Raw genomic sequence first — 19,991 nt, 5'->3', positions numbered from 1 at the left:
CCCGAACGGGCGTGACGTTATTTGGGCTGTTTGGGTTCAAACGGATCTTGTTGATCATCCTTGCTGTCATCACGCTTACGCGGAATTTCACCCTGCTCCTGTGGCGCTTCCTGGCCATGCGCCATGTCATCTTCTTCGTAAGGATTGGTCGAATGAGGCGCATCTTCTGGCAGGCCGTGGAGGTCGTTGTCGTCCGGGTAAGGCTTATTATGATCGTGGCGTTCTGACATGGTCATCTCCTTAGGTGAATGAACCTTAAGTATAGGTGATGCGTCATGATTTGCAGGGAAGTGAAGCGGTGCAGAAACAACAACAGGCCGCAAAGGCGACCTGTTATTAACCCCATCCGGCGCTTATCTCCGGCACTCACTGTTGTGGCTTAGCTCTTGAAGGGGCGAAAAGGAGTATCTCAGATCGGCGCCAGCCAGGTTTAACAATTATTGCCGTTGTTATTATTAGCGCGTTAATTATTTGACAGGCGCATCGCGTCTGGTTAACACCAGACGAAACGAAAAAGGGTTAGCAACGAGCAGAAACGTTCGCGTCACGATAACTGGCATGCATAACTGATTTACAGAAGATGCAGACTGCGCCGTGGGGATTTTTTGTGGTGACATCGAACGAGGAGAGACGATACTGATGTCCGCTACAAGAGGGACATTTGAAATTTAGAATAGTGATAGAAACCTTCGTATTTTTGTTTTAAGAGAAATTAGCCTAGCAGCTTTTCAGGCGCCTGTCTCAGTTATGTTAAAAAAAATTAAACGGCTGGTAAATATTTTGGGCCGGACAGCGCGCCAGCCCAAAAAAATTATGCCGCTACTGCATCGTGCGTTTTAAATACGCGAATGGCGCGCGCCAGCTGATCGGCCTGTTCCTGCATCGCCTGAGCGGCAGCCGCTGACTGATTCACCAGCGAAGCATTTTGCTGCGTGACCTGATCCATCTGGGTGATCGCCGTATTAATTTCATGAATGCCGGTGCTCTGCTCAGCGCTGGCAATCGAGATTTCACCCATGATTTCCGTCACGCTTTTCACGCTGGTCAGGACTTCCTGCATAGTGCTGCCGGCATTAGCAACCTGCTTGCCGCCCTCTTCCACCCGCGCAACCGAATCTTCGATCAGCTGAGCAATCTCTTTGGCTGCTGAAGCGGAACGCTGCGCCAGATTGCGCACTTCTGATGCAACCACGGCAAAACCACGGCCCTGCTCGCCGGCTCGTGCAGCTTCCACCGCGGCGTTCAGTGCAAGGATGTTAGTCTGGAACGCGATGCCATCAATCACGCTGATAATATCGACAATCTTTTTCGATGAGGTGTTGATCATTTCCATAGTGGTCACGACCTGCTTAACCGCTTCGCCGCTCTGGACCGCCACGCTGGAGGCCTGCGCCGCCAGCTGATTAGCCTGACGAGCATTATCAGCATTCTGCTTCACGGTGGAAGTCATCTGTTCCATCGCCGATGCGGTCTCTTCCAGCGAGCTGGCCTGCTGCTCGGTACGCGAAGAGAGATCCATATTGCCCGCTGAAATCTCGCCAGAGGCGTTGGCGATAAGGTCGGTACCCGCGCGCACTTCGTTCACGATGTTCAGCAGGTTATCGTTCATGTTTTTCAGCGCGTGCATCAGCTGGCCGGTTTCATCTTTTGAATTCACCGTGATTACCGTACGCAGATCGCCTGCCGCCACGTTTTCCGCAATGGTCACAGCTTCGCGCAGCGGACGTACAATCGAACCGGTCAGGAACATGCCCAGCGCGATCGCCGCCAGAATAGCAACGCTGGAAAAAATCAGCGTAACGTTAATGGCGGTAGAGCCGTCATGAACCGCATTCGCGCCTTCACCCATCAGCTGCTGAGACTGTGAATCAGCAAACTTCACCGCGCTGTTGAGAAAATCATTCTGAATGTTGGTTATTTTGCGCAGGGCGAAATCAGCCGCAACGTCAGCATTGCCGCCACGGATTAAACCCAGCAGCTCCTGCTTCACGCGCTCGAACTCCTGCGAGGCTTCCTTAATAGATTTGATCTTCTGCTGACCAATCGCCGTGGTTTGCAGCTGAGAGATGCGCTCAATGGCTGAATTGGTCTTGTGAGTCGCCTCATCCAACTGGGTGAAACGCTTAACGTTCTGCTCCGGACGTTCGACGTCGATTACCATACCGCGCAAATATTTAATCTGTTCGTTGACGCCGTCGCGCACGTCAAAAGCGAGACGGACTTTAACGTAACGATCGTTGACGATTTTATCGACCGCGTGATTAATGCTGCCGGTTTTGATGACGGCCGTCGCGCTGACAATAATCAGCAACAGGATGACCAGGCCGAATGCGGCGCCAAGACGCACACCCACTCTCATATTTTTGATTGATACCATGACAGAATCCCTTTTAAGTTTGCAGCAACACGGAGAGGTGATGGCCCATCTGTTCCGGCTGACGTCGCCGCTGAAGTAATGACTTGCGATTGCTTGCACCCGTCGGCAAATAAGAACCAACAAGCGACGTGCCGATGTAGCGCATGCATCGGCCTTTTTTGTTAACGTCGCGGCTGAGTAAATCGGCAGAGCCAGGGAAAACTTGATGTCTGAATGTGACGTAAGTAGCAAATTTTCCTGATCATACATCAGGAAATTGCATGTTTTTTCGGCAGCGGATGGGGGAAAGCATTAACTGCCCGCGGTCACCACAGCGACAGCTGCGCAGAAGTCGCAGCAGATTTCGGCGTGGGTGCAGGCGGGATCGGTCGCTGCATCTCATGATGCAGCCAGTGCATGATCACGCTGACAAGGTAATCCTGTTGCGCCGCGGTCAGCGGCTGATGACGAGGAAGCGCATGCCATTTTTCAATGCAGCCACGACAGCAGGTGGCGGTGGCGTGTTGGGCAATAAATACCGGATGCCCTCGCATTGGCGTCTGTTTACCATCGTGCGCAGGCTCTGCGGCGGCCAGGCGTTCAGCGATAAACGCTGTAGCATGTTCGTTCAGCGCCGCCGCGCCTTTGCTTTGGCTGTAAACATATTCCCGATAACCCAAATGGAAGCGCTGGCGGAAAGGTGATTGGGCCAGACGCTGAAACAGTGCTTTAAAAGCCATAGTACCTGACGTCTTATAGAAAGGATTAATGCTGGCCCTGCAGGCGAAACCAGCAGCGCCGACAGCAGAATTGGATCCAGCGTATCAGATAACGTGGCGATTTGATCGGCAGATGCGCTTCGCCCTGCACCACCCGGGCGTCCCGATCGCAACGTTCACAGCAGGATTGCAGATAAAACTTCTCCTCCTGCGTCAGTGGCGCAAAACAGTTAGTGCAGCGCATGTTTACCCTCAACGGAGCAACGGTGAATTCCAGTGTGGCTGCTAACCTCGGTCAGTTAGCGACGCTCGTCCCTGCCGTTTCAGACTTACCCTGACCGACAAGGTCTATCCTGCGCAGATGGCCTGCCCCTCAGCATTCAGACAACTCTGATTTTGACAAAAACTTACAATTTACTGACATCTGGCTGACGAACTGCGGCTATTTCCGCCAGATTTCGCCTGGATTGTAAGCAGTCAGCATGGTCGCCATTCCGGGTCTGCTCGCTGAAATTTATTTTTGTCATTTCCGTGCAACTTTTCCAGCATGGTCTATCTTCATTTGGCGATACCCGTTTATCGCGCACTTGCCGCCGCTTAACGTCATTTTTAAGGTGCGGCGGTAAAAAAGAAAATATGAAATAAAATAGATTATTTCTCTTTTGCAATCGGATTAATCTTGTTATTATGTCTGTGCAAAGATTAGACACAGCACCCGGCGATGTTGCCGGACTATAAAGAAAAAGAGTTTCGACGTTGATTAACGCTTTTTGCGTTCTGTCTTTTTTACGTCAGCCATGGCTTACTCACAAGGTCAGCATCACATGGTGACAGCGGCTCGCACCCCAATGCGGATGCTGTATATTTGACGGCTAAAGGCGACATACTGTTATATTGGAAATCCGGCCTCGTGCCGGATTTTTTTATGGCGATCTCAAATACGGCATTTCCCTGCCCCTCTTTTCGCGAAATCCCTCCTCTCCTGCCAGCATGAAGCAGCCAGCTGCTCTATAGTCAAAAATAGGAGCGCCGTGCGTATCCCGTCAGGCGACAGATCAAGGAGCAAAGCAAACCGATAAAGGCGTAATGCAGAGAACAACGATCAAATCATTGGCTATTCCCGCAACACTGACGCGCCAGGCGCGAAGGAGTTAAGATGATTTACAACAAACTGTTCGCCATTATTTTACCGCTGGCCGTTGTGGGCTGTACCTCTTCCGTCGAAGATGCCCGGCTGAATCAGCCAAGCTGGCAGGGATCCAGTAGCAAAAGCATGGAGGCGCTTAGCCAGTGTATTTATTCAGGCTGGTCAACGTCGAGGGTGATTGCTAAGGATGATACGTCGCATACGGAAATGAAACCGGGCAAAACGACCGTTTATACATGGGAAGAGTCGATGTTTGTCGACCTGACGCCGCAAGGCAGCGGCACCGATATGCGCTTCTATAAGACGTTTGAAATGGGAGAAACGGTGCTTGCTGACCGCCTCAGCATTGTTCAGCATTGCCGCTAAGCTGCTGGCCTGCGCTCACTATCGGCGCAGGCCGGTCGATATTAACGACACTGCCCGGTGACGCTGTCGATGCCGCTTGGACAGACATCGCTGGACGGAATCAGGGAGGTGATACCCATGCCACAACCGGCAAGCAGCAAACAAGAAACCAACAGCAGCACGCTTTTCATAACTCTCCAGCCAGTCATTCGTTAAATACACAAAAAGATGTTCGCCTGATTATCGCGTAATGGCCAGGCCATTACCGCTGTCGCACAACAAAAATGCGACCCGTATGCTGATTCCTCGCCAATCTCTGGCGCCAGCCATCAGGCGCTGATAACAAAGCACAACGGTGGCGGATGAGCCGCTGGTCTCAAGAATAGATCAGACTGCGGATGCGCGGGGAAGAAAGATGTATCAGATCGTGGCCGCCAACATGCGATGTGTGAAAGCCTTACCGACGGCAAAAAAAACGGGAGCCTGCTGGCTCCCGTTGTTGTTCTCACAGAACGCGATTACATATTTTCGATGATCGCATCACCAAACTCTGAACATTTCAGCAGCTTAGCACCTTCCATCAGGCGTTCGAAATCGTAAGTCACGGTCTTGTTAGCGATAGCGCCTTCAACACCTTTTACAATCAGGTCAGCCGCTTCGAACCACTCCATGTGACGCAGCATCATTTCTGCTGACAGGATCACGGAACCTGGGTTCACTTTATCCTGACCGGCATATTTTGGCGCCGTGCCGTGGGTCGCTTCAAACAGTGCGCATTCATCACCGATGTTGGCGCCTGGTGCGATACCGATACCGCCAACCTGTGCAGCCAGCGCATCAGAGATGTAGTCGCCGTTGAGGTTCATACAGGCGATAACGTCATACTCAGATGGACGCAGCAGGATTTGCTGTAAGAATGCATCGGCAATCACATCTTTAACGGTGATCTCTTTACCGGTGTTTGGATTTTTGAACTTCATCCATGGGCCGCCATCGATCAGCTCGCCGCCGAACTCTTCTTTCACTAACTGGTAGCCCCAGTCTTTGAAAGAACCTTCGGTGAACTTCATGATGTTGCCTTTGTGAACCAGCGTCAGTGAGTCACGATCGTTGGTGATGGTGTACTCAACCGCTGCACGCACCAGACGTTTGGTGCCCGCTTCTGAACACGGCTTCACGCCGATACCGCACTGCTCAGGGAAGCGAATTTTCTTCACGCCCATCTCTTCGCGCAGGAACTTGATCACTTTGTCTGCTTCCGCAGAGCCCGCTTTCCACTCGATACCCGCATAGATATCTTCGGAGTTCTCACGGAAGATCACCATATCGGTCTCTTCAGGACGTTTAACCGGGCTTGGCGTGCCTTTGTAATAGCGCACCGGACGCAGACAAACGTAGAGGTCCAGTTCCTGACGCAGCGCCACGTTCAGGGAGCGGATGCCGCCACCGACCGGGGTCGTCAGCGGGCCTTTGATAGCCACGCGATATTCTTTAATTAAATCCAGGGTTTCCTGCGGCAGCCAGACATCCTGACCGTACAGTTCAACCGATTTCTCACCGGTAAAGATTTCCATCCAGGAAATTTTACGCTCGCCGTTGTAGGCTTTTTTCACAGCGGCATCAACCACTTTCAGCATCACAGGGGATACGTCGACACCAATACCGTCACCCTCAATGTAAGGAATAACCGGATTGTTTGGCACGACCAGCTTGCCCTGATCCAGGGTGATTTTTTGACCTTCCGCCGGAATTACTACTTTGCTTTCCATTAACCTCTCCTTCGAGCGCTCTATTTGTTAATGATTTGTAAGATGCGCGTCAATACTACTTGAATATTCACGTCGCGCCAATCATCGCAATTTCGCGTTATAATGCGCCCATTCTCACAGACTGCAAAGCCCATGCGACAAACTCCTGTTAAACATCATCGCCTTAAACGATTCAGCGACAAGCGCGCCCCGGCCCGTCGGGTCACGGGTCCACAACGCATCATTCTTTTTAACAAACCCTATGACGTGCTGCCGCAGTTTACCGACGAAGCGGGACGCAAAACACTGAAGGATTATATTCCGATCGCCGACGTCTATGCCGCTGGTCGGCTCGACCGCGACAGTGAAGGCCTGCTGGTGCTGACCAATGACGGCGCGCTGCAGGCGGCCCTTACCCAGCCCGGTAAGCGCACGCATAAAACCTATTTTGTTCAGGTCGAAGGCGTGCCCGAAGCGCATCAGCTGCAACGCCTGCGTGATGGCATTAATCTGAAAGATGGCCCAACCTTACCGGCAGGTGCCGAAGCGGTGGCGGAACCCGCCTGGCTCTGGCCGCGTAATCCGCCGATTCGTGAACGACAATCGATCCCGACGCAATGGCTGAAAATCACCCTGCACGAAGGCCGCAACCGTCAGGTTCGGCGCATGACCGCGCACATTGGCTTTCCGACGCTGCGTCTGATTCGCTATGCGGTTGGCGACATGTCGCTGGAGGATTTGGCACCCGGCGAATGGCGCGACTATCACCCCACGGCGTAATACGCCATAACGGCAGGTTATCTAATCAGGAGAAGAGATGTTCAAACCTCATGTCACCGTCGCCACGCTGGTGCAGGCGCAAGGTCAGCTACTGGTGGTGGAAGAGTGGGTGCACGGCAAGCCGACGCTGAATCAACCGGCCGGTCACCTGGAAGCGGATGAAACGCTGATTCAGGCGGCAGAACGCGAGCTGTGGGAAGAGACCGGCATTGCCGCCACGCCGCAGCATTTCCTCGCCGTTCAGCAGTGGATCGCCCCCGACAATACGCCTTTTGTGCGCTTTCTTTTCAGCCTGGATCTGCCTGAGATGGCCGCCACCGCGCCACAGGACAGCGACATTACGCGCTGCCTGTGGCTGCCACCAACGGCGGTGTTACAGGCCCCTAACCTGCGATCGCCGCTGGTAGCGGAGAGCGTGCGGCTCTGGCAGCAAAATGTGCGCTACCCGCTGACGCTGATTAGCGCCTTCCAGTGGCCGTTTAGCGAGGGTGCGCAACGCGCAGGTGCGTGATAGCATATGTCGCCTGTTTTTATTTCATTTCGAGTAGCGTGAGTGCCCATGTCTGACAACAGCCAGAAAAAAGTGATCGTCGGGATGTCCGGCGGCGTCGATTCTTCCGTTTCCGCCTGGTTACTGCAGCAGCAGGGTTACCAGGTCGAAGGCCTGTTCATGAAGAACTGGGAGGAAGATGACGGTGAGGAATATTGCACCGCGGCGGACGATCTGGCAGATGCACAGGCGGTCTGCGACAAGCTTGGGATGAAGCTGCACAAAATAAACTTTGCCGCCGAGTACTGGGACAACGTGTTTGAGCTGTTCCTTGAAGAGTATAAGGCGGGCCGCACGCCGAACCCCGATATCCTGTGCAACAAAGAGATCAAATTCAAAGCTTTCCTCGAGTTTGCCGCGGAAGATCTCGGCGCCGATTTCATCGCCACCGGCCACTATGTGCGCCGTCAGGATGTGGACGGCAAAAGCCGCCTGCTGCGCGGGCTGGATGACAACAAAGACCAGAGCTATTTCCTCTACACCCTGAGCCACGAACAGATTGCGCAAAGCCTGTTCCCGGTCGGCGAACTGGCCAAACCAGAAGTGCGCCGCCTGGCAGAAGAGCTGGAGCTGGTCACCGCGAAGAAAAAAGATTCAACCGGCATCTGCTTTATCGGCGAGCGTAAATTCCGCGATTTCCTCGCGCGTTATCTGCCTGCGCAGCCAGGCATCATTGAAACCGTTGATGGCGCGGTAGTCGGCGAACATCAGGGTCTGATGTATCACACTCTGGGCCAGCGCAAAGGCCTGGGCATTGGCGGCCTGAAAGATAGCAACGACGATCCCTGGTATGTGGTCGACAAAGATGTCGCCAGCAATCGCCTGATCGTGGCCCAGGGCGGCGATCACCCGCGCCTGATGTCAGTGGGCCTGATTGCGCAGCAGCTGCACTGGGTCGACCGTGAGCCGCTGACCGCCCCACTGCGCTGTACGGTGAAAACCCGTTATCGTCAGGCTGATATTCCCTGCACCGTCACGCCGCTGGCTGACGATCGTATTGAAGTGCGCTTTGATGAGCCGGTAGCGGCGGTGACGCCGGGCCAGTCAGCGGTGTTTTACCTTGATGAGCATTGCCTTGGCGGCGGCATCATCGAAGAGCGCGTGCCGTTTGTATCATAATGACGTCGGACGCTGGCGAACGGCAACGCGTAAACGGGAGTAACCGTGGCTAAAAATTATTTTGATATTACTCTGGCGCTGGCGGGCATCTGTCAGTCAGCCCAGCTGGTTCAACAGCTGGCGCATCAGGGTCAGGCGGACAACGCCGCGCTGGAGGTTTCGCTGCGTAGCCTGCTCGACCTGAATCCGTCGTCCACGCTGGCGGTCTACGGTAACGATCCTGCCAACCTGCGCCTCGGGCTGAAAAGCCTGATTGCGGTATTGAATTCGCCGAGCCGTCAGGGCGCCAGCGCTGAACTCACCCGTTATACCCTGAGCCTGATGGTGCTGGAGCGCAAGCTGCACGGCAACAAGCAGGCAATGAACGATCTTGCCCAGCGCATTGCCCAGCTCGACCGACAACTGGCGCACTATCCGCTGGAATCAGACACCATTCTCAGCGCCATGGCGGGCATCTATGTTGATGTCATTAGCCCGCTTGGCCCGCGCATTCAGGTCACCGGCTCCACCGCTATCCTGCAAAATTCACAGGTACAGAGCAAAGTGCGCGCCACGCTGTTGGCTGGCATTCGCAGCGCCGTGCTCTGGCAACAGGCGGGCGGCGGACGACTGCAGCTGATGTTTTCGCGTTCCCGCCTCGTTAACGAGGCGAAAGCTATTTTGGAAAAACTGGGTCCGGCCTGGTAATCAGGCCGACGCTTACTGTCAAACGTTTCAGGAGTTGCACCGATGGAATTATCCTCTCTGACCGCCGTCTCACCGGTCGATGGTCGTTACGGCGATAAAGTCAGTCCGCTGCGCGGCATTTTCAGCGAATATGGCCTGCTGAAATTTCGCGTTGAGGTTGAAGTTCGCTGGTTACAAAAACTGGCTGCGACCGCAGAGATCATGGAAGTTCCTGCATTTGATGCTGACGCAAACGCTTACCTTGACCAAATCGTGGCTGATTTTGCTGAAACTGACGCCGCGCGCATTAAAACCATCGAACGCACCACTAACCATGATGTGAAAGCGGTGGAATATTTTCTGAAGGAAAAAGTGGAAAGCGTGCCCGCGCTGCATGCGGTCTCTGAATTTATTCACTTCGCCTGTACCTCTGAAGATATCAATAACCTTTCCCACGCGCTGATGCTGGAAACCGCCCGTCGCGACGTGGTGCTGCCTTACTGGCATCAGATCGTTGATGCGGTGAAAGATCTTGCCGTGCAGTACCGCGATATTCCGCTGCTGTCGCGCACCCACGGCCAACCGGCCACGCCGTCGACCATGGGTAAAGAGATGGCCAACGTCGCTTACCGTCTGGAACGCCAGCTGCGCCAGCTGGAGCGCGTGGAAATCCTCGGCAAAATCAACGGCGCCGTTGGCAACTACAACGCGCATATCGCCGCCTATCCGGAAGTAGACTGGCACCAGTTCAGTGAAGCCTTTGTTACCTCGCTGGGCATCACCTGGAACCCGTATACCACGCAGATTGAGCCGCACGACTATATTGCCGAGCTGTTTGACTGCATGGCGCGCTTCAACACGATCCTCATCGATTTCGACCGCGATATCTGGGGCTACGTGGCGCTGAACCATTTCAAGCAGAAAACCATTGCTGGCGAGATTGGCTCATCCACCATGCCGCACAAGGTCAACCCGATTGACTTCGAAAACTCCGAAGGCAACCTCGGCCTGGCTAACGCCATGATGCAGCATCTGGCGAGCAAACTGCCGGTTTCCCGCTGGCAGCGTGATCTGACCGATTCCACCGTGCTGCGCAACCTCGGCGTCGGCGTGGGCTATGCGCTGATCGCCTATCAGGCTACGCTGAAAGGCATTTCAAAACTGGAAGTGAACCGTGAACGCCTGCTGGATGAGCTGGATCACAACTGGGAAGTGCTGGCCGAGCCGGTACAAACGGTGATGCGTCGCTACGGCATCGAAAAACCGTATGAAAAACTCAAAGAGCTGACGCGCGGTAAACGCGTTGACGCTGCGGGCATGCAGGCCTTTATCGACGGCCTTGCGCTGCCGGAAGAAGAGAAAGCCCGTCTCAAGCAGATGACCCCCGCCAACTACATCGGCCGCGCCATTAAAATGGTTGATGAATTAAAATAATCTTTCTGCGAGCCAGTCTCCCTGGCTCGCGTTAATATCCTGTTTAGCTCCTCGCCTTTATACTTTGCTCCCTCACTCCGGAATACAGGACAACGCTATGCGCGTACTGGTTGTCGAAGACAATGCATTATTACGCCATCATCTTGCCGTGCAGCTGCGCGACATGGGTCATCAGGTGGACGCCGCAGAAGATGCGAAAGAAGCTGACTATTTTCTCAGCGAGCATGCGCCGGATATCGCCCTGGTTGATCTCGGCCTGCCTGACGAAGATGGTATGGCGCTGATCCGCCGCTGGCGTGGCCAGGGCGTTAAGCAGCCGCTGCTGGTGTTGACCGCGCGTGAAGGCTGGCAGGCGAAAGTCGAGGCGCTGGAAGCGGGTGCCGATGATTACGTTACCAAACCTTTTCACATCGAAGAGGTCGCCGCGCGCCTGCAAGCGTTGATGCGCCGCAACAGCGGACACGCCTCGCAAATTATCAGCCTGCCGCCGTTTCAGGTTGATCTGTCACGCCGCGAACTGGCGATTAACGCGCAGCCGGTCAAACTCACCGCCTTTGAATACACCATTATTGAGACGCTGATCCGCAATGCTGGCAAAGTCGTCAGCAAAGATTCGCTGATGCTGCAGCTTTACCCCGACGCCGAACTACGCGAAAGCCACACTATCGATGTATTAATGGGTCGGTTGCGCAAGAAGATGCAGGCTGAACATGAGGGTGATGTCATCACTACCGTGCGCGGTCAGGGCTACCGCTTTGATCTCTGACCAATGAAGCTGTTTAACCGCCAGCGCCCTTTTTCCCTGCGCGCCCGTTTCCTGCTCGCTACCGCCGCCGTGGTGCTGTTTTTGTCGCTCTCATACGGTTTGGTAGCGGTGATCGGTTACGTGGTGAGCTTCGATAAAAACACCTATCGCGTGATGCGCGGTGAGAGCAACCTGTTCTATACGCTGGCGCAGTGGCAGAACCAGAAGCTGACCATCGCCCAACCGGAACGCATGACGCTGAATTTTCCGACGCTGGTGTTTATCTATGATGAGCGCGGCAAGCTGCTCTGGCAGCAGCGCGATGTGCCAAAGATTCGGCAAAAGATCCGCCCGGAATGGCTACAAAAGCCGGACTTTTATGAAATCGATACCAATAATCGCACCAGCCAGGAAGCGCTGGCAAACGATCAGGCTTCACAGAAAAAACTGCACGCCTACGACGGTAACGGCGATGACACGTTTACCCACTCGGTGGCGGTCAATCGCTATGAGGCGACCACTAATCTGCCCGCGCTGACCATTGTGGTGGTGGATACCATTCCGCAGGAGTTGCAGCACTCCGACGTGGTGTGGTCCTGGTTCAGCTATGTGCTGGCGCTCAACCTGCTGCTGGTAATCCCGCTGCTCTGGCTGGCGGCGCACTGGAGCCTGCGGCCGATCGGTCATCTGGCCGGTCAGATCCGCGAGCTGGAAACCAATCAGCGAGAATCGCTCGATCCGCATCCCCCGCAAGAGCTGGTTAGCCTGGTGCGCAATCTTAACCTGCTGCTGGACAACGAGCGGCAGCGCTATACCCGCTATCGCACCACGCTGGCCGATCTGACCCACAGCCTGAAAACGCCGTTGGCGGTGTTACAAAGCACGCTGCGTTCGCTACGCGGCGGTAAAAATTTTACCGTGGAACAAGCGGAGCCGGTGATGCTGGAGCAGATCAGCCGCATCTCACAGCAGATTGGCTACTATCTGCATCGCGCCAGCATGCAGGCCGATCACAATCCGCTGCAGCGCGAACTGCATTCTGCGTCAGCGTTGCTCGACAGTCTTTGCTCCGCCCTCAACAAGGTCTATCAGCGTAAAGGCGTATCGATCAGCCTGGATATCTCACCGGAAACGGTCTTCCTCGGCGATCAAAATGATTTTATGGAAGTGATGGGCAACATTCTCGATAACGCCTGTAAATATTGCCTTGAGTTTGTTGAGGTCAGCGCTCAGCAACATGGCGAAAGTCTGACGCTGCGGGTTGAAGATGACGGTCCCGGCATTCCGCAAAGCAAGCGCGAGCTGATTTTCCTGCGTGGCCAGCGGGCCGATACGCTGCGCCCCGGTCAGGGGCTGGGGCTGGCGGTGGCGCGCGATATTCTGGAGCAGTATGCCGGCGAAATCGTGGCGTCAACCAGCCCACTCGGCGGCGCGCGCATGGTCGTCACCTTTGGACGCCAGGAAGTGGCGCATCACCACGAGTAGAAAGCGGCTGGCACTGTTATACTTGCTGCAATTTATCGCCTGAATGGAATGTCTTATGGATTATCAGCTTGATCTCGACTGGCCCGACTTTATCCAGCGCTACTGGCAAAAACGCCCGGTACTGCTGAAGCGCGGCTTTAAAAACTTTGTCGATCCCCTCTCTCCTGATGAGCTGGCCGGGCTGGCGATGGAAAATGAGGTCGACAGCCGACTGGTCAGCCATCAGGACGGCAACTGGCAGGTGGGTCACGGCCCGTTTGAGAGCTTCGACCATCTGGGTGAGAACAACTGGTCGCTGCTGGTGCAGGCGGTTAACCACTGGCATCAGCCGTCGGCCGCGCTGATGCAGCCCTTCCGTGCACTGCCGGACTGGCGCACCGACGATCTGATGATCTCGTTCTCGGTGCCGGGTGGTGGCGTCGGCCCGCACCTAGATCAATACGATGTCTTTATTATTCAGGGCATGGGTCGTCGTCGCTGGCGCGTAGGCGACAAAGTGCCCATGAAACAGCACTGCCCGCATCCCGATCTGCTGCAGGTCGAACCGTTCGACGCCATCATCGATGAAGAGATGGAGCCGGGCGATATTCTCTATATTCCGCCGGGATTCCCGCACGAAGGCTGGTCGCTGGAAAATGCGCTTAATTATTCCGTGGGTTTTCGCGCGCCAAGCGGCCGCGAATTGATCAGCGGCTTTGCGGATTACGTGCTGGCGCATGAGCTGGGCGGCAAACGCTTTACCGATCCTGATGTTCCGGCGCGCGACTGCCCTTCCACCATCCTGCCACAGGAAATAGAAGGCATTCGCCAGCTGATGATCGACGTGATCGAGCAGCCAGAGCAGTTTAAGCAGTGGTTTGGTGAGTTTATCTCGCAGACGCGTCACGAGCTGGATCTGGCTCCGCCAGAACCGCCTTATCAGCCTGATGAGATCTATGATGCGCTGCAACAGGGTGACACCCTGAGTCGCCTTGGCGGCCTGCGCGTGCTGACGCTGGAAGGTGCGGTGTTTGTTAACGGCGAGCAGATTGAGTGCGCGCGTCCGGAAGTGTTAACTGCGCTGGCCCATCATCATACCCTTGGCATTGCGCAGCTGGGCGAGGCGCTGGACGATCCGTCCGTGCTGGCACAACTGGCGGCGCTGGTGAACAGCGGCTACTGGTATTTTAGCGAAGAAGAGTAACAGCAAGGGCGCTCATTCTACTCTGAGCGCCCTTTTCTTACCGCCTGACCGCGCGGAAATCGCCGTTATTGTCGATCAGTTACCACGATAGGTAGAATAACCGTACTGACTCAGCAGTAATGGAATATGGTAATGCTCGCCTTTATTTTCCATGGTAAATATCACCGGGATTTCCGGGAAGAAGGTGTTCTGTTTCATTTTCTGATAATAATCGCCGGTTTTAAACACCACTTTATATATGCCGCTGGCGACAGGCTTATCCTGCGGATATAACGCCGGGATGCGGCCATTTTTATCGGTCACGCCACTGGCCAGCTTCACCCACTTATCCTGCTGTTTCTGCTCCAGTTCCACTGTGATATCAGCCGTCGGCACGCCGGTCTGTAAATTAAGAACGTGTACGCTCAGCGGATTTTTCATTGCCGTTGGTTCTGCTGCGCCCGCCGTTACGGAAATAGCCATCAGTGCGCCCGCATATAAACCGTGAGTGATTTTCATATTGTTATTCCTTTTATTCATTGATGAGCAGATGAAGCGAGTGTAATGCAGGTACGCAGCGCGGACGCATTTAGCGATTAAAATGTGAAATTTCCGACAGGTGGGAAAATAATAACCGAGTGGAACAAACAATCTTTCTGTGGGCGTGGCAGGAAATGCGATGATGCAGGCGACAACGCGAAGGTGCCGCCCGCCCGAACATCAGCTCGATTTTTTCTCCGCCGCCAGCTCTGCGATGCGCACAATCACCTGCACCGCCTGCGCCATCTGGTTAAGCGAAGCGAACTCATGCTTGCCGTGATAGTTATAGCCGCCGGTAAAGATATTCGGGCATGGCAGCCCCATCCAGGACAACGATGCACCGTCGGTACCGCCACGAATCGGCTTAACCTGTGGCTCAATGCCACAGTCACGCATCGCGGTCAGCGCCAGCTCAATAATGTGCGGATAGATTTCCACTTTCTCGCGCATGTTGAAATAGGTATCTTCCAGCTGCACGTTGATATGACAATCCACCTGCAGGCCGCGGCTCAAACGCTTCGCCAGATCCACCAGCAGCTGTTTGCGCTTTTCGAAATTATCGCGGTCAAAATCACGCACGATATAGTGTAACTCCGCCTGCTCAACGCCGCCTTTCACCTGATGCAGATGGAAAAAGCCCTCATAGCCCGCGGTGTTCTGCGGCGTTTCGCCCGGTGGCAGCTCGCTGTGAAAACGCATTGCCAGATCCAGTGCGTTGACCATCACGCCTTTTGCCGAGCCGGGATGCACATTGTTACCTTTAATCACCACCGTGGCGGAGGCAGCATTGAAGTTTTCAAATTCAAACTCGCCAACGCCGCTGCCATCCATGGTGTAGGCCCAGTCGGCGCCAAAACCTTCGACATCAAAATGCGCGGTGCCACGGCCGATCTCTTCGTCCGGTGTAAAGGCGACGCGAATGGCACCGTGTGGACGATCGCTGGCCGCCAGCTCCGCCATGGCGGTCATGATTTCAGCGATACCCGCTTTATCATCAGCGCCCAGCAGCGTTTTACCGTCGGTGGTAATTAACGTATGGCCAATCAGCTGATGCAGCACCGGGAACATCACCGGCGATAGCGCCTCTTCACCGTTGCCCAGCGCAATGTCTCCGCCGCGATAGTCTTCAATAATTTGTGGTGCAACGTGCTTCGCCGTGAAATCAGGCGACGTATCCATGTGGGAAATAAAGCCAATCACCGGCGTGGGCCAGTCAACATTGGCGGGCAAGGTGCCCATGACCACCGCGTGATCGCTTAGCGTCACGTCAACAAAGCCCAGCGCCAGCAGCTCTTCCTGCAGCTTTCTGGCCATCAGCCACTGCCCTTCCGAGCTCGGTACAGTCCGTGCCTGCGGTCGTGACTGACTTTCAATCGCGACGTAATCTAAAAAACGCTCAAGTAATTGTGTCATTATTTATCCCTCAGAACAGGCCGTTGTGATTATTGACGTCCTGGCGGCGCTTCGCCTTGTTTCACATCATGCTATTGATACTAAAGCGTAGTGCGCTTTACCACCCCGCGTCGATCGGAAAGTCAGGATGAAGAAAAAAGAGTTTATTGCTCAGGATCTGCTGAGCAAAATTTATCAGCACAGCGCCGAGCCGTTGCAGCGACTGCCGCCGGAGCGACAGCTGGCAGAGGAATATGGCGTGTCGCGCTTTACCATTCGTCAGGCGCTGGAAAAGCTGGTGAGCATTGGCATTATTCGCATCGTGCAGGGTTCAGGGATTTATGTTTCCGCCGAGGCGCGTAACAACCCGCTGATCTACAACTCGATCACCGAGAAGCGCTTTGATCAGATGCACTATCGCATGATCAACCTGCATAAAAAGCTGCCGAACAGCGATCAGCAGCAGGCGTTCGCCCTCGGCGACAATGACTATGTCTGGCAATTTTGCCGCCTGCGCTATGTCGATCAGCGCTGCACGCAAATTGAAACCTCCAGCCTGCCCGCCGCCGATTTTGCCGATCTTAACCAGCGAGTGATCGAAAGCTCACTGCAACGCTATGTGATGGCCAAAGGCCTGCGTATTTCGCATTCGCTGACCCGCTATGAGGCGGTGGCGGTCGACAAGGCGCAGGCGGCGCTGCTGGGTTGTAAACGTGGGCAGCCCGCGATGCACATTCAGCATCGCGGCATTCTGGAAGGCGGGCGCATCTATATCATGAGCGACGTGATCGACATTCATTACGCCTGCACCTACGTGATTCCGTTTAATCACGACAATCTGCGCTTTCGCACCGGCGACTAAGGCGTGTGCATGGCGCCGTTGGGCAAGCGGCTCTGCGTCCACTCATGGGGCCGGTACACCAGCGGATACGCGGCGGCCTGCGCCTCATCAAAGCCCACGCCGATGCCGGGCAGCTCGCCGGGATAGAGATAGCCGCCTTCGGCCACCGGCGCGCCGGGAAACACCGCCTGGGTTGCCGCATCGGCGGGAAGATATTCCTGCACCGCGGCGTTGTGCAGGTGAATATTGAGATGGGTATTCACCGCCACGGCGATCGGCGTCATATCCGGCGGCCCGTGCCAGGCGAGGCGTACGCCAAACGCCTGACAAAGCACCGCCAGCTTCAGCGCTGGCGTAATGCCGCCGATTTGTGACACATGGCAACGGATAAAATCGATGCGCCGGTTGACGATCAGATCGTGCCATTCCGCCGGATTGTTAAACAGCTCGCCCATCGCCAGCGGCACGCTGGCATGCGCCCGCACCTGCTCCAGCCAGCCGCTCTGCTGCGGTGACACAATATCTTCAATAAAATAGGGTTGATAGGGTTCCAGCGCTTTCGCCAGCTGAATGGCCTGCTGCGGAAAGAGCCGTTCATGCACATCGTGCAGAATGTGCAGGCGCATACCGTATTTTTCGCGCAGTGCTTTGAACATCGCCACGGTGTTGGCCATGTACTCATCCTGATCGTAATAGGCACCTGGCGTCGGTTCACGGGTGGCATGCAGCTGCTGCGGCGTGCCGCCATAAAAACCGAGCTGACAGCGCACGTAGCGATAGCCTGCCTCCTGCAAGGCGTCTACCTGCGGATAGAGCGCCGCCAGCGATTCCGCCGCGCAGTGGCTGTAGACCGCAATCGCATCTTTCGATTTGCCGCCAAACAGCTGATACAGCGGCATTCCCGCCAGCTGACCTTTGATGTCCCATAGCGCCATATCGATACCGGCAACGCCGTTGTTGATCACCGGTCCGTTCCGCCAGTAGGCGTTCACTATCATCATCTGCCAGAGATCTTCGATGTGGTTGGCATCGCGGCCCATCAGCAGCGGCTTCAGATACTCCTCCACCATGGTTTTTACCGCCAGTGGCCGTTGCTGAAAGGTGGCGCAGCCGAGGCCGGTGATATTTTTGTCGGTGCTGACGCGCACCACCACCAGATTATGCCGGTCGGGTTTGGTAATAAAACATTCAATATTGGTAATACGCGTAGGCGTCATAACAGCTCCCAAATATAACGCGGCCGGTAAATAACAGCGCCGGATGTGCCGTTATTATTCCCGCCTCCGGGCGCGTTTTGCCACTACTTTATTTTGGTTCACGCCGCTGCGATAAAGAGACGAAAAAACGGACCAATTGGCATAAACGTTCCACATAAGGCCTTTTACAGCGTGATTGTGTGAGCTAAATCAATTTTTATTGGTTGGTTTTGCCACGCCGACTCACATAGACTCAGCTCGCGTTAGTGCTATCACCAGGCGCGTTCACAGGAGCAGTAAAACATGAGCAACCCCAGCATAATTAATAAGATCATTGATGGCGTCGGCGGCAGGGAAAATATCAACAACGTCTGGCACTGCATGACCCGTCTGCGCTTCGATTTAATTGACGATCGCAAAGTCGATCAGCAACAAATAAAAAGCCTGGCCGGCGTGCTGGGCGCGCAAATACAGAATGACCAGTTTCAGATTATTGTCGGGCCGCAGGTTAACAGCTGGTTCCAGCCATTAACGGCGCAGCTCAACCTTGATAACAGCGCGGCACCGGCTGAAAAGCGCGCACGTAAAAGCACGATCTCGCTGTTTATGGATACCGTGTCCGGTGTGTTTGGCCCGATCGTGCCCGCTATCGCCGGTGCCGGCATGATTAAAGGACTGCTGGCCGGCCTGGTGGCGCTGAAGGTACTGTCGGCGCAGAGCCAGACGGTGTTGATCATCGACCTGATCGCCAGCGGCGTATTCTGGTTCCTGCCCTTTTTTCTCGCCGTCTCGGCGGCAAAAATGTTTCGCACCAATGAATACCTGGCCGCCGCGGTGGCCGCCTGCCTGATGTATCCCACGCTGATTGATGCCGCGAAAGCGCTGGCCAGCCATGCGCCGGGCGCCGTCAGCACCTTCTGGCTGTTTGAGATGCTGCCGGTGCCGATTTTTAACTACGCCTCCAGCGTGATTCCAGTGATCTTCTCGGTACTGGCGCTGAGCTATATTCATCGCGGCGTCGATCGCATCATGCCGACGGTGCTGAAAACCGTCTTTACGCCGACGCTGACGCTGTTTATCGCCGCGCTGGTTGCGCTGACGGTGATCGGTCCGGCGGGGATCTGGCTGGGCAAGGGGTTAGCCTGGCTGATTGAGGGGCTGTTCGGCTTCTCCGCCAGTCTGGCGGGGCTGGTGGTCGGGGCGATTCGTCCGCTGGCGGTGCTGACCGGCATGCATCACGCCATGACGCCGATTGCCCTGCAGAATTTCACCGATCGCGGCTATGACATGCTGATGCCCATGATGTTTATGGCCAACATGGCGATCGCTGGCTCCACCTTCGCCGTCTGGTTTCTTAACCGACAGAGTGAGGATCGCACGGTCACCCTGTCGGCAGCAATTTCCGCCCTGCTCGGCATCACCGAACCGGCGCTGTTTGGCGTGCTGACGCGGCATAAAAAGGCCTTTGTCGCCACCATCGTTGCCAGCGCCTGCGCATCGGCGTTTATTGCCTTTTTTGGTGTGCGGCTCTATGGCTATATTTTATCGAGCATTTTCAGCCTGCCCGCTTATATCGGCCCGTGGTTTATCTACGCCGTACTCGGCGTGATCATGGCGCTGACCCTCTCTTTTAGCCTGACGCTGCTGCTGTTACGCCCGCGTCGCTAAGCTCTCTCTGGCGAGCGGCGTCCTGCTGCTCGCCGCCGTTTGCCGTTGCCAGCATGCGGCCATGCCATTGCCGCTTTTTTCAGGTATCATCCCGCCCT

21 protein-coding genes are annotated in these 19,991 nt (G+C 55.2%); 11 read left to right on the top strand and 10 right to left on the bottom strand.

The genetic code is table 11. The annotated features are described in order from the left end of the window. Positions 1 to 17: 17 nt before the first annotated feature. From ACJY2L_RS04235 to ACJY2L_RS04215, 5 genes are all read right to left on the bottom strand, one after another. Positions 18 to 230: a hypothetical protein gene (locus ACJY2L_RS04235; protein WP_067429760.1), complete on the bottom strand. Its 213-nt coding sequence runs from the start codon at positions 228 to 230 to the stop codon at positions 18 to 20. A gap of 289 nt (positions 231 to 519) precedes the next feature. Next, positions 520 to 675, bottom strand: a complete 156-nt coding sequence (ymcF, locus tag ACJY2L_RS04230; RefSeq protein WP_439213108.1) for a cold shock small protein YmcF — start codon at positions 673 to 675, stop codon at positions 520 to 522. Positions 676 to 811: 136 nt separating this feature from the next. Then, positions 812 to 2,377 (bottom strand): methyl-accepting chemotaxis protein, encoded by a 1,566-nt coding sequence (locus ACJY2L_RS04225; protein WP_439213017.1) that lies wholly within the window; start codon positions 2,375 to 2,377, stop codon positions 812 to 814. 305 nt (positions 2,378 to 2,682) lie between these two features. Further along, the gene (locus ACJY2L_RS04220) at positions 2,683 to 3,096 is read right to left on the bottom strand and encodes a DUF4186 domain-containing protein (RefSeq protein WP_067429754.1); all 414 of its coding nucleotides are present in this window, start codon (positions 3,094 to 3,096) and stop codon (positions 2,683 to 2,685) included. A gap of 25 nt (positions 3,097 to 3,121) precedes the next feature. Beyond that, entirely contained in the window at positions 3,122 to 3,319 is a 198-nt protein-coding gene (locus ACJY2L_RS04215) for a hypothetical protein (protein ID WP_067429751.1), read from the bottom strand. 912 nt (positions 3,320 to 4,231) lie between these two features. Here ACJY2L_RS04215 and ACJY2L_RS04210 point away from each other — a divergent pair. Beyond that, positions 4,232 to 4,588, top strand: a complete 357-nt coding sequence (locus ACJY2L_RS04210; RefSeq protein ID WP_067429748.1) for a hypothetical protein — start codon at positions 4,232 to 4,234, stop codon at positions 4,586 to 4,588. 41 nt (positions 4,589 to 4,629) lie between these two features. On the opposite strand, the gene ACJY2L_RS04205 is transcribed toward ACJY2L_RS04210, so the two are convergent. Next, on the bottom strand, positions 4,630 to 4,758 hold the full coding sequence (locus ACJY2L_RS04205; protein WP_262385532.1) for a hypothetical protein: 129 nt from the start codon (positions 4,756 to 4,758) through the stop codon (positions 4,630 to 4,632). Between the two features lie 327 nt (positions 4,759 to 5,085). Further along, positions 5,086 to 6,336 carry an NADP-dependent isocitrate dehydrogenase gene (icd, locus tag ACJY2L_RS04200; protein ID WP_439213016.1) on the bottom strand — a complete coding sequence of 417 codons (1,251 nt, stop codon included), beginning with the start codon at positions 6,334 to 6,336 and terminating at the stop codon, positions 5,086 to 5,088. A gap of 132 nt (positions 6,337 to 6,468) precedes the next feature. On the opposite strand from icd, the gene rluE reads away from it, so the two are divergent. From rluE to ACJY2L_RS04160, 8 genes are all read left to right on the top strand, one after another. Further along, positions 6,469 to 7,095, top strand: coding sequence for a 23S rRNA pseudouridine(2457) synthase RluE (gene rluE / locus ACJY2L_RS04195; protein ID WP_439213015.1), 627 nt, complete (start codon positions 6,469 to 6,471; stop codon positions 7,093 to 7,095). A 37-nt stretch (positions 7,096 to 7,132) separates the two neighbouring features. Further along, positions 7,133 to 7,606 (top strand): NUDIX domain-containing protein, encoded by a 474-nt coding sequence (locus ACJY2L_RS04190; RefSeq protein ID WP_067429739.1) that lies wholly within the window; start codon positions 7,133 to 7,135, stop codon positions 7,604 to 7,606. 48 nt (positions 7,607 to 7,654) lie between these two features. After that, positions 7,655 to 8,764 (top strand): tRNA 2-thiouridine(34) synthase MnmA, encoded by a 1,110-nt coding sequence (gene mnmA, locus ACJY2L_RS04185; protein WP_439213014.1) that lies wholly within the window; start codon positions 7,655 to 7,657, stop codon positions 8,762 to 8,764. A 45-nt stretch (positions 8,765 to 8,809) separates the two neighbouring features. Beyond that, the gene (gene hflD / locus ACJY2L_RS04180; protein WP_439213013.1) at positions 8,810 to 9,451 is read left to right on the top strand and encodes a high frequency lysogenization protein HflD; all 642 of its coding nucleotides are present in this window, start codon (positions 8,810 to 8,812) and stop codon (positions 9,449 to 9,451) included. A 42-nt stretch (positions 9,452 to 9,493) separates the two neighbouring features. Continuing rightward, positions 9,494 to 10,864, top strand: coding sequence for an adenylosuccinate lyase (gene purB, locus ACJY2L_RS04175; protein ID WP_067429730.1), 1,371 nt, complete (start codon positions 9,494 to 9,496; stop codon positions 10,862 to 10,864). Between the two features lie 97 nt (positions 10,865 to 10,961). Further along, positions 10,962 to 11,630 (top strand): two-component system response regulator PhoP, encoded by a 669-nt coding sequence (gene phoP / locus ACJY2L_RS04170; RefSeq protein ID WP_439213012.1) that lies wholly within the window; start codon positions 10,962 to 10,964, stop codon positions 11,628 to 11,630. Between the two features lie 3 nt (positions 11,631 to 11,633). Continuing rightward, a complete protein-coding gene (phoQ, locus tag ACJY2L_RS04165) occupies positions 11,634 to 13,094 on the top strand; it encodes a two-component system sensor histidine kinase PhoQ (RefSeq protein ID WP_439213011.1) in 1,461 nt (486 codons plus the stop codon). Positions 13,095 to 13,149: 55 nt separating this feature from the next. Further along, positions 13,150 to 14,277, top strand: a complete 1,128-nt coding sequence (locus ACJY2L_RS04160; protein WP_439213010.1) for a ribosomal protein uL16 3-hydroxylase — start codon at positions 13,150 to 13,152, stop codon at positions 14,275 to 14,277. A gap of 75 nt (positions 14,278 to 14,352) precedes the next feature. Here ACJY2L_RS04160 and uraH read toward each other — a convergent pair whose 3' ends face one another. Next, positions 14,353 to 14,775, bottom strand: a complete 423-nt coding sequence (uraH, locus tag ACJY2L_RS04155) for a hydroxyisourate hydrolase (RefSeq protein ID WP_439213009.1) — start codon at positions 14,773 to 14,775, stop codon at positions 14,353 to 14,355. Between the two features lie 201 nt (positions 14,776 to 14,976). Then, positions 14,977 to 16,209, bottom strand: coding sequence for a peptidase T (gene pepT / locus ACJY2L_RS04150; RefSeq protein ID WP_439213008.1), 1,233 nt, complete (start codon positions 16,207 to 16,209; stop codon positions 14,977 to 14,979). A gap of 127 nt (positions 16,210 to 16,336) precedes the next feature. On the opposite strand from pepT, the gene ACJY2L_RS04145 reads away from it, so the two are divergent. Then, the gene (locus ACJY2L_RS04145) at positions 16,337 to 17,050 is read left to right on the top strand and encodes a GntR family transcriptional regulator (RefSeq protein WP_187486301.1); all 714 of its coding nucleotides are present in this window, start codon (positions 16,337 to 16,339) and stop codon (positions 17,048 to 17,050) included. Here ACJY2L_RS04145 and ACJY2L_RS04140 read toward each other — a convergent pair. Next, the gene (locus ACJY2L_RS04140; RefSeq protein WP_439213007.1) at positions 17,047 to 18,246 is read right to left on the bottom strand and encodes an enolase C-terminal domain-like protein; all 1,200 of its coding nucleotides are present in this window, start codon (positions 18,244 to 18,246) and stop codon (positions 17,047 to 17,049) included. The two genes, ACJY2L_RS04145 and ACJY2L_RS04140, sit on opposite strands and share 4 nt — an antisense overlap. 282 nt (positions 18,247 to 18,528) lie before the next feature. Here ACJY2L_RS04140 and ACJY2L_RS04135 point away from each other — a divergent pair, with 282 nt between their 5' ends. Next, complete coding sequence (locus ACJY2L_RS04135; RefSeq protein ID WP_439213006.1) at positions 18,529 to 19,893, top strand: PTS transporter subunit EIIC; 1,365 nt, start codon at positions 18,529 to 18,531, stop codon at positions 19,891 to 19,893. Positions 19,894 to 19,991: the final 98 nt, after the last annotated feature.

Source organism: Duffyella sp. Ts4 (assembly GCF_051851875.1).
Classification (GTDB): Bacteria; Pseudomonadota; Gammaproteobacteria; order Enterobacterales; family Enterobacteriaceae; genus Duffyella; species Duffyella gerundensis.
Note: the sequence above shows the minus strand (reverse complement) of the source record. Positions and strands in the feature narration are given on the sequence as shown.

What these genes read in the sequence shown, in the direction of transcription:
- ACJY2L_RS04235 (WP_067429760.1), bottom strand. Translation starts at nt 230, where the DNA reads ATGTCAGAACGCCACGATCATAATAAGCCTTACCCGGACGACAACGAC.
- purB (WP_067429730.1), top strand. Translation starts at nt 9,494, where the DNA reads ATGGAATTATCCTCTCTGACCGCCGTCTCACCGGTCGATGGTCGTTAC.
- mnmA (WP_439213014.1), top strand. Translation starts at nt 7,655, where the DNA reads ATGTCTGACAACAGCCAGAAAAAAGTGATCGTCGGGATGTCCGGCGGC.
- ACJY2L_RS04215 (WP_067429751.1), bottom strand. Translation starts at nt 3,319, where the DNA reads ATGCGCTGCACTAACTGTTTTGCGCCACTGACGCAGGAGGAGAAGTTT.
- icd (WP_439213016.1), bottom strand. Translation starts at nt 6,336, where the DNA reads ATGGAAAGCAAAGTAGTAATTCCGGCGGAAGGTCAAAAAATCACCCTG.
- ACJY2L_RS04160 (WP_439213010.1), top strand. Translation starts at nt 13,150, where the DNA reads ATGGATTATCAGCTTGATCTCGACTGGCCCGACTTTATCCAGCGCTAC.
- phoQ (WP_439213011.1), top strand. Translation starts at nt 11,634, where the DNA reads ATGAAGCTGTTTAACCGCCAGCGCCCTTTTTCCCTGCGCGCCCGTTTC.
- ACJY2L_RS04220 (WP_067429754.1), bottom strand. Translation starts at nt 3,096, where the DNA reads ATGGCTTTTAAAGCACTGTTTCAGCGTCTGGCCCAATCACCTTTCCGC.
- ACJY2L_RS04135 (WP_439213006.1), top strand. Translation starts at nt 18,529, where the DNA reads ATGAGCAACCCCAGCATAATTAATAAGATCATTGATGGCGTCGGCGGC.
- ACJY2L_RS04225 (WP_439213017.1), bottom strand. Translation starts at nt 2,377, where the DNA reads ATGGTATCAATCAAAAATATGAGAGTGGGTGTGCGTCTTGGCGCCGCA.
- pepT (WP_439213008.1), bottom strand. Translation starts at nt 16,209, where the DNA reads ATGACACAATTACTTGAGCGTTTTTTAGATTACGTCGCGATTGAAAGT.
- ACJY2L_RS04145 (WP_187486301.1), top strand. Translation starts at nt 16,337, where the DNA reads ATGAAGAAAAAAGAGTTTATTGCTCAGGATCTGCTGAGCAAAATTTAT.
- ACJY2L_RS04205 (WP_262385532.1), bottom strand. Translation starts at nt 4,758, where the DNA reads ATGAAAAGCGTGCTGCTGTTGGTTTCTTGTTTGCTGCTTGCCGGTTGT.
- ACJY2L_RS04140 (WP_439213007.1), bottom strand. Translation starts at nt 18,246, where the DNA reads ATGACGCCTACGCGTATTACCAATATTGAATGTTTTATTACCAAACCC.
- rluE (WP_439213015.1), top strand. Translation starts at nt 6,469, where the DNA reads ATGCGACAAACTCCTGTTAAACATCATCGCCTTAAACGATTCAGCGAC.
- phoP (WP_439213012.1), top strand. Translation starts at nt 10,962, where the DNA reads ATGCGCGTACTGGTTGTCGAAGACAATGCATTATTACGCCATCATCTT.
- ACJY2L_RS04190 (WP_067429739.1), top strand. Translation starts at nt 7,133, where the DNA reads ATGTTCAAACCTCATGTCACCGTCGCCACGCTGGTGCAGGCGCAAGGT.
- uraH (WP_439213009.1), bottom strand. Translation starts at nt 14,775, where the DNA reads ATGAAAATCACTCACGGTTTATATGCGGGCGCACTGATGGCTATTTCC.
- ACJY2L_RS04210 (WP_067429748.1), top strand. Translation starts at nt 4,232, where the DNA reads ATGATTTACAACAAACTGTTCGCCATTATTTTACCGCTGGCCGTTGTG.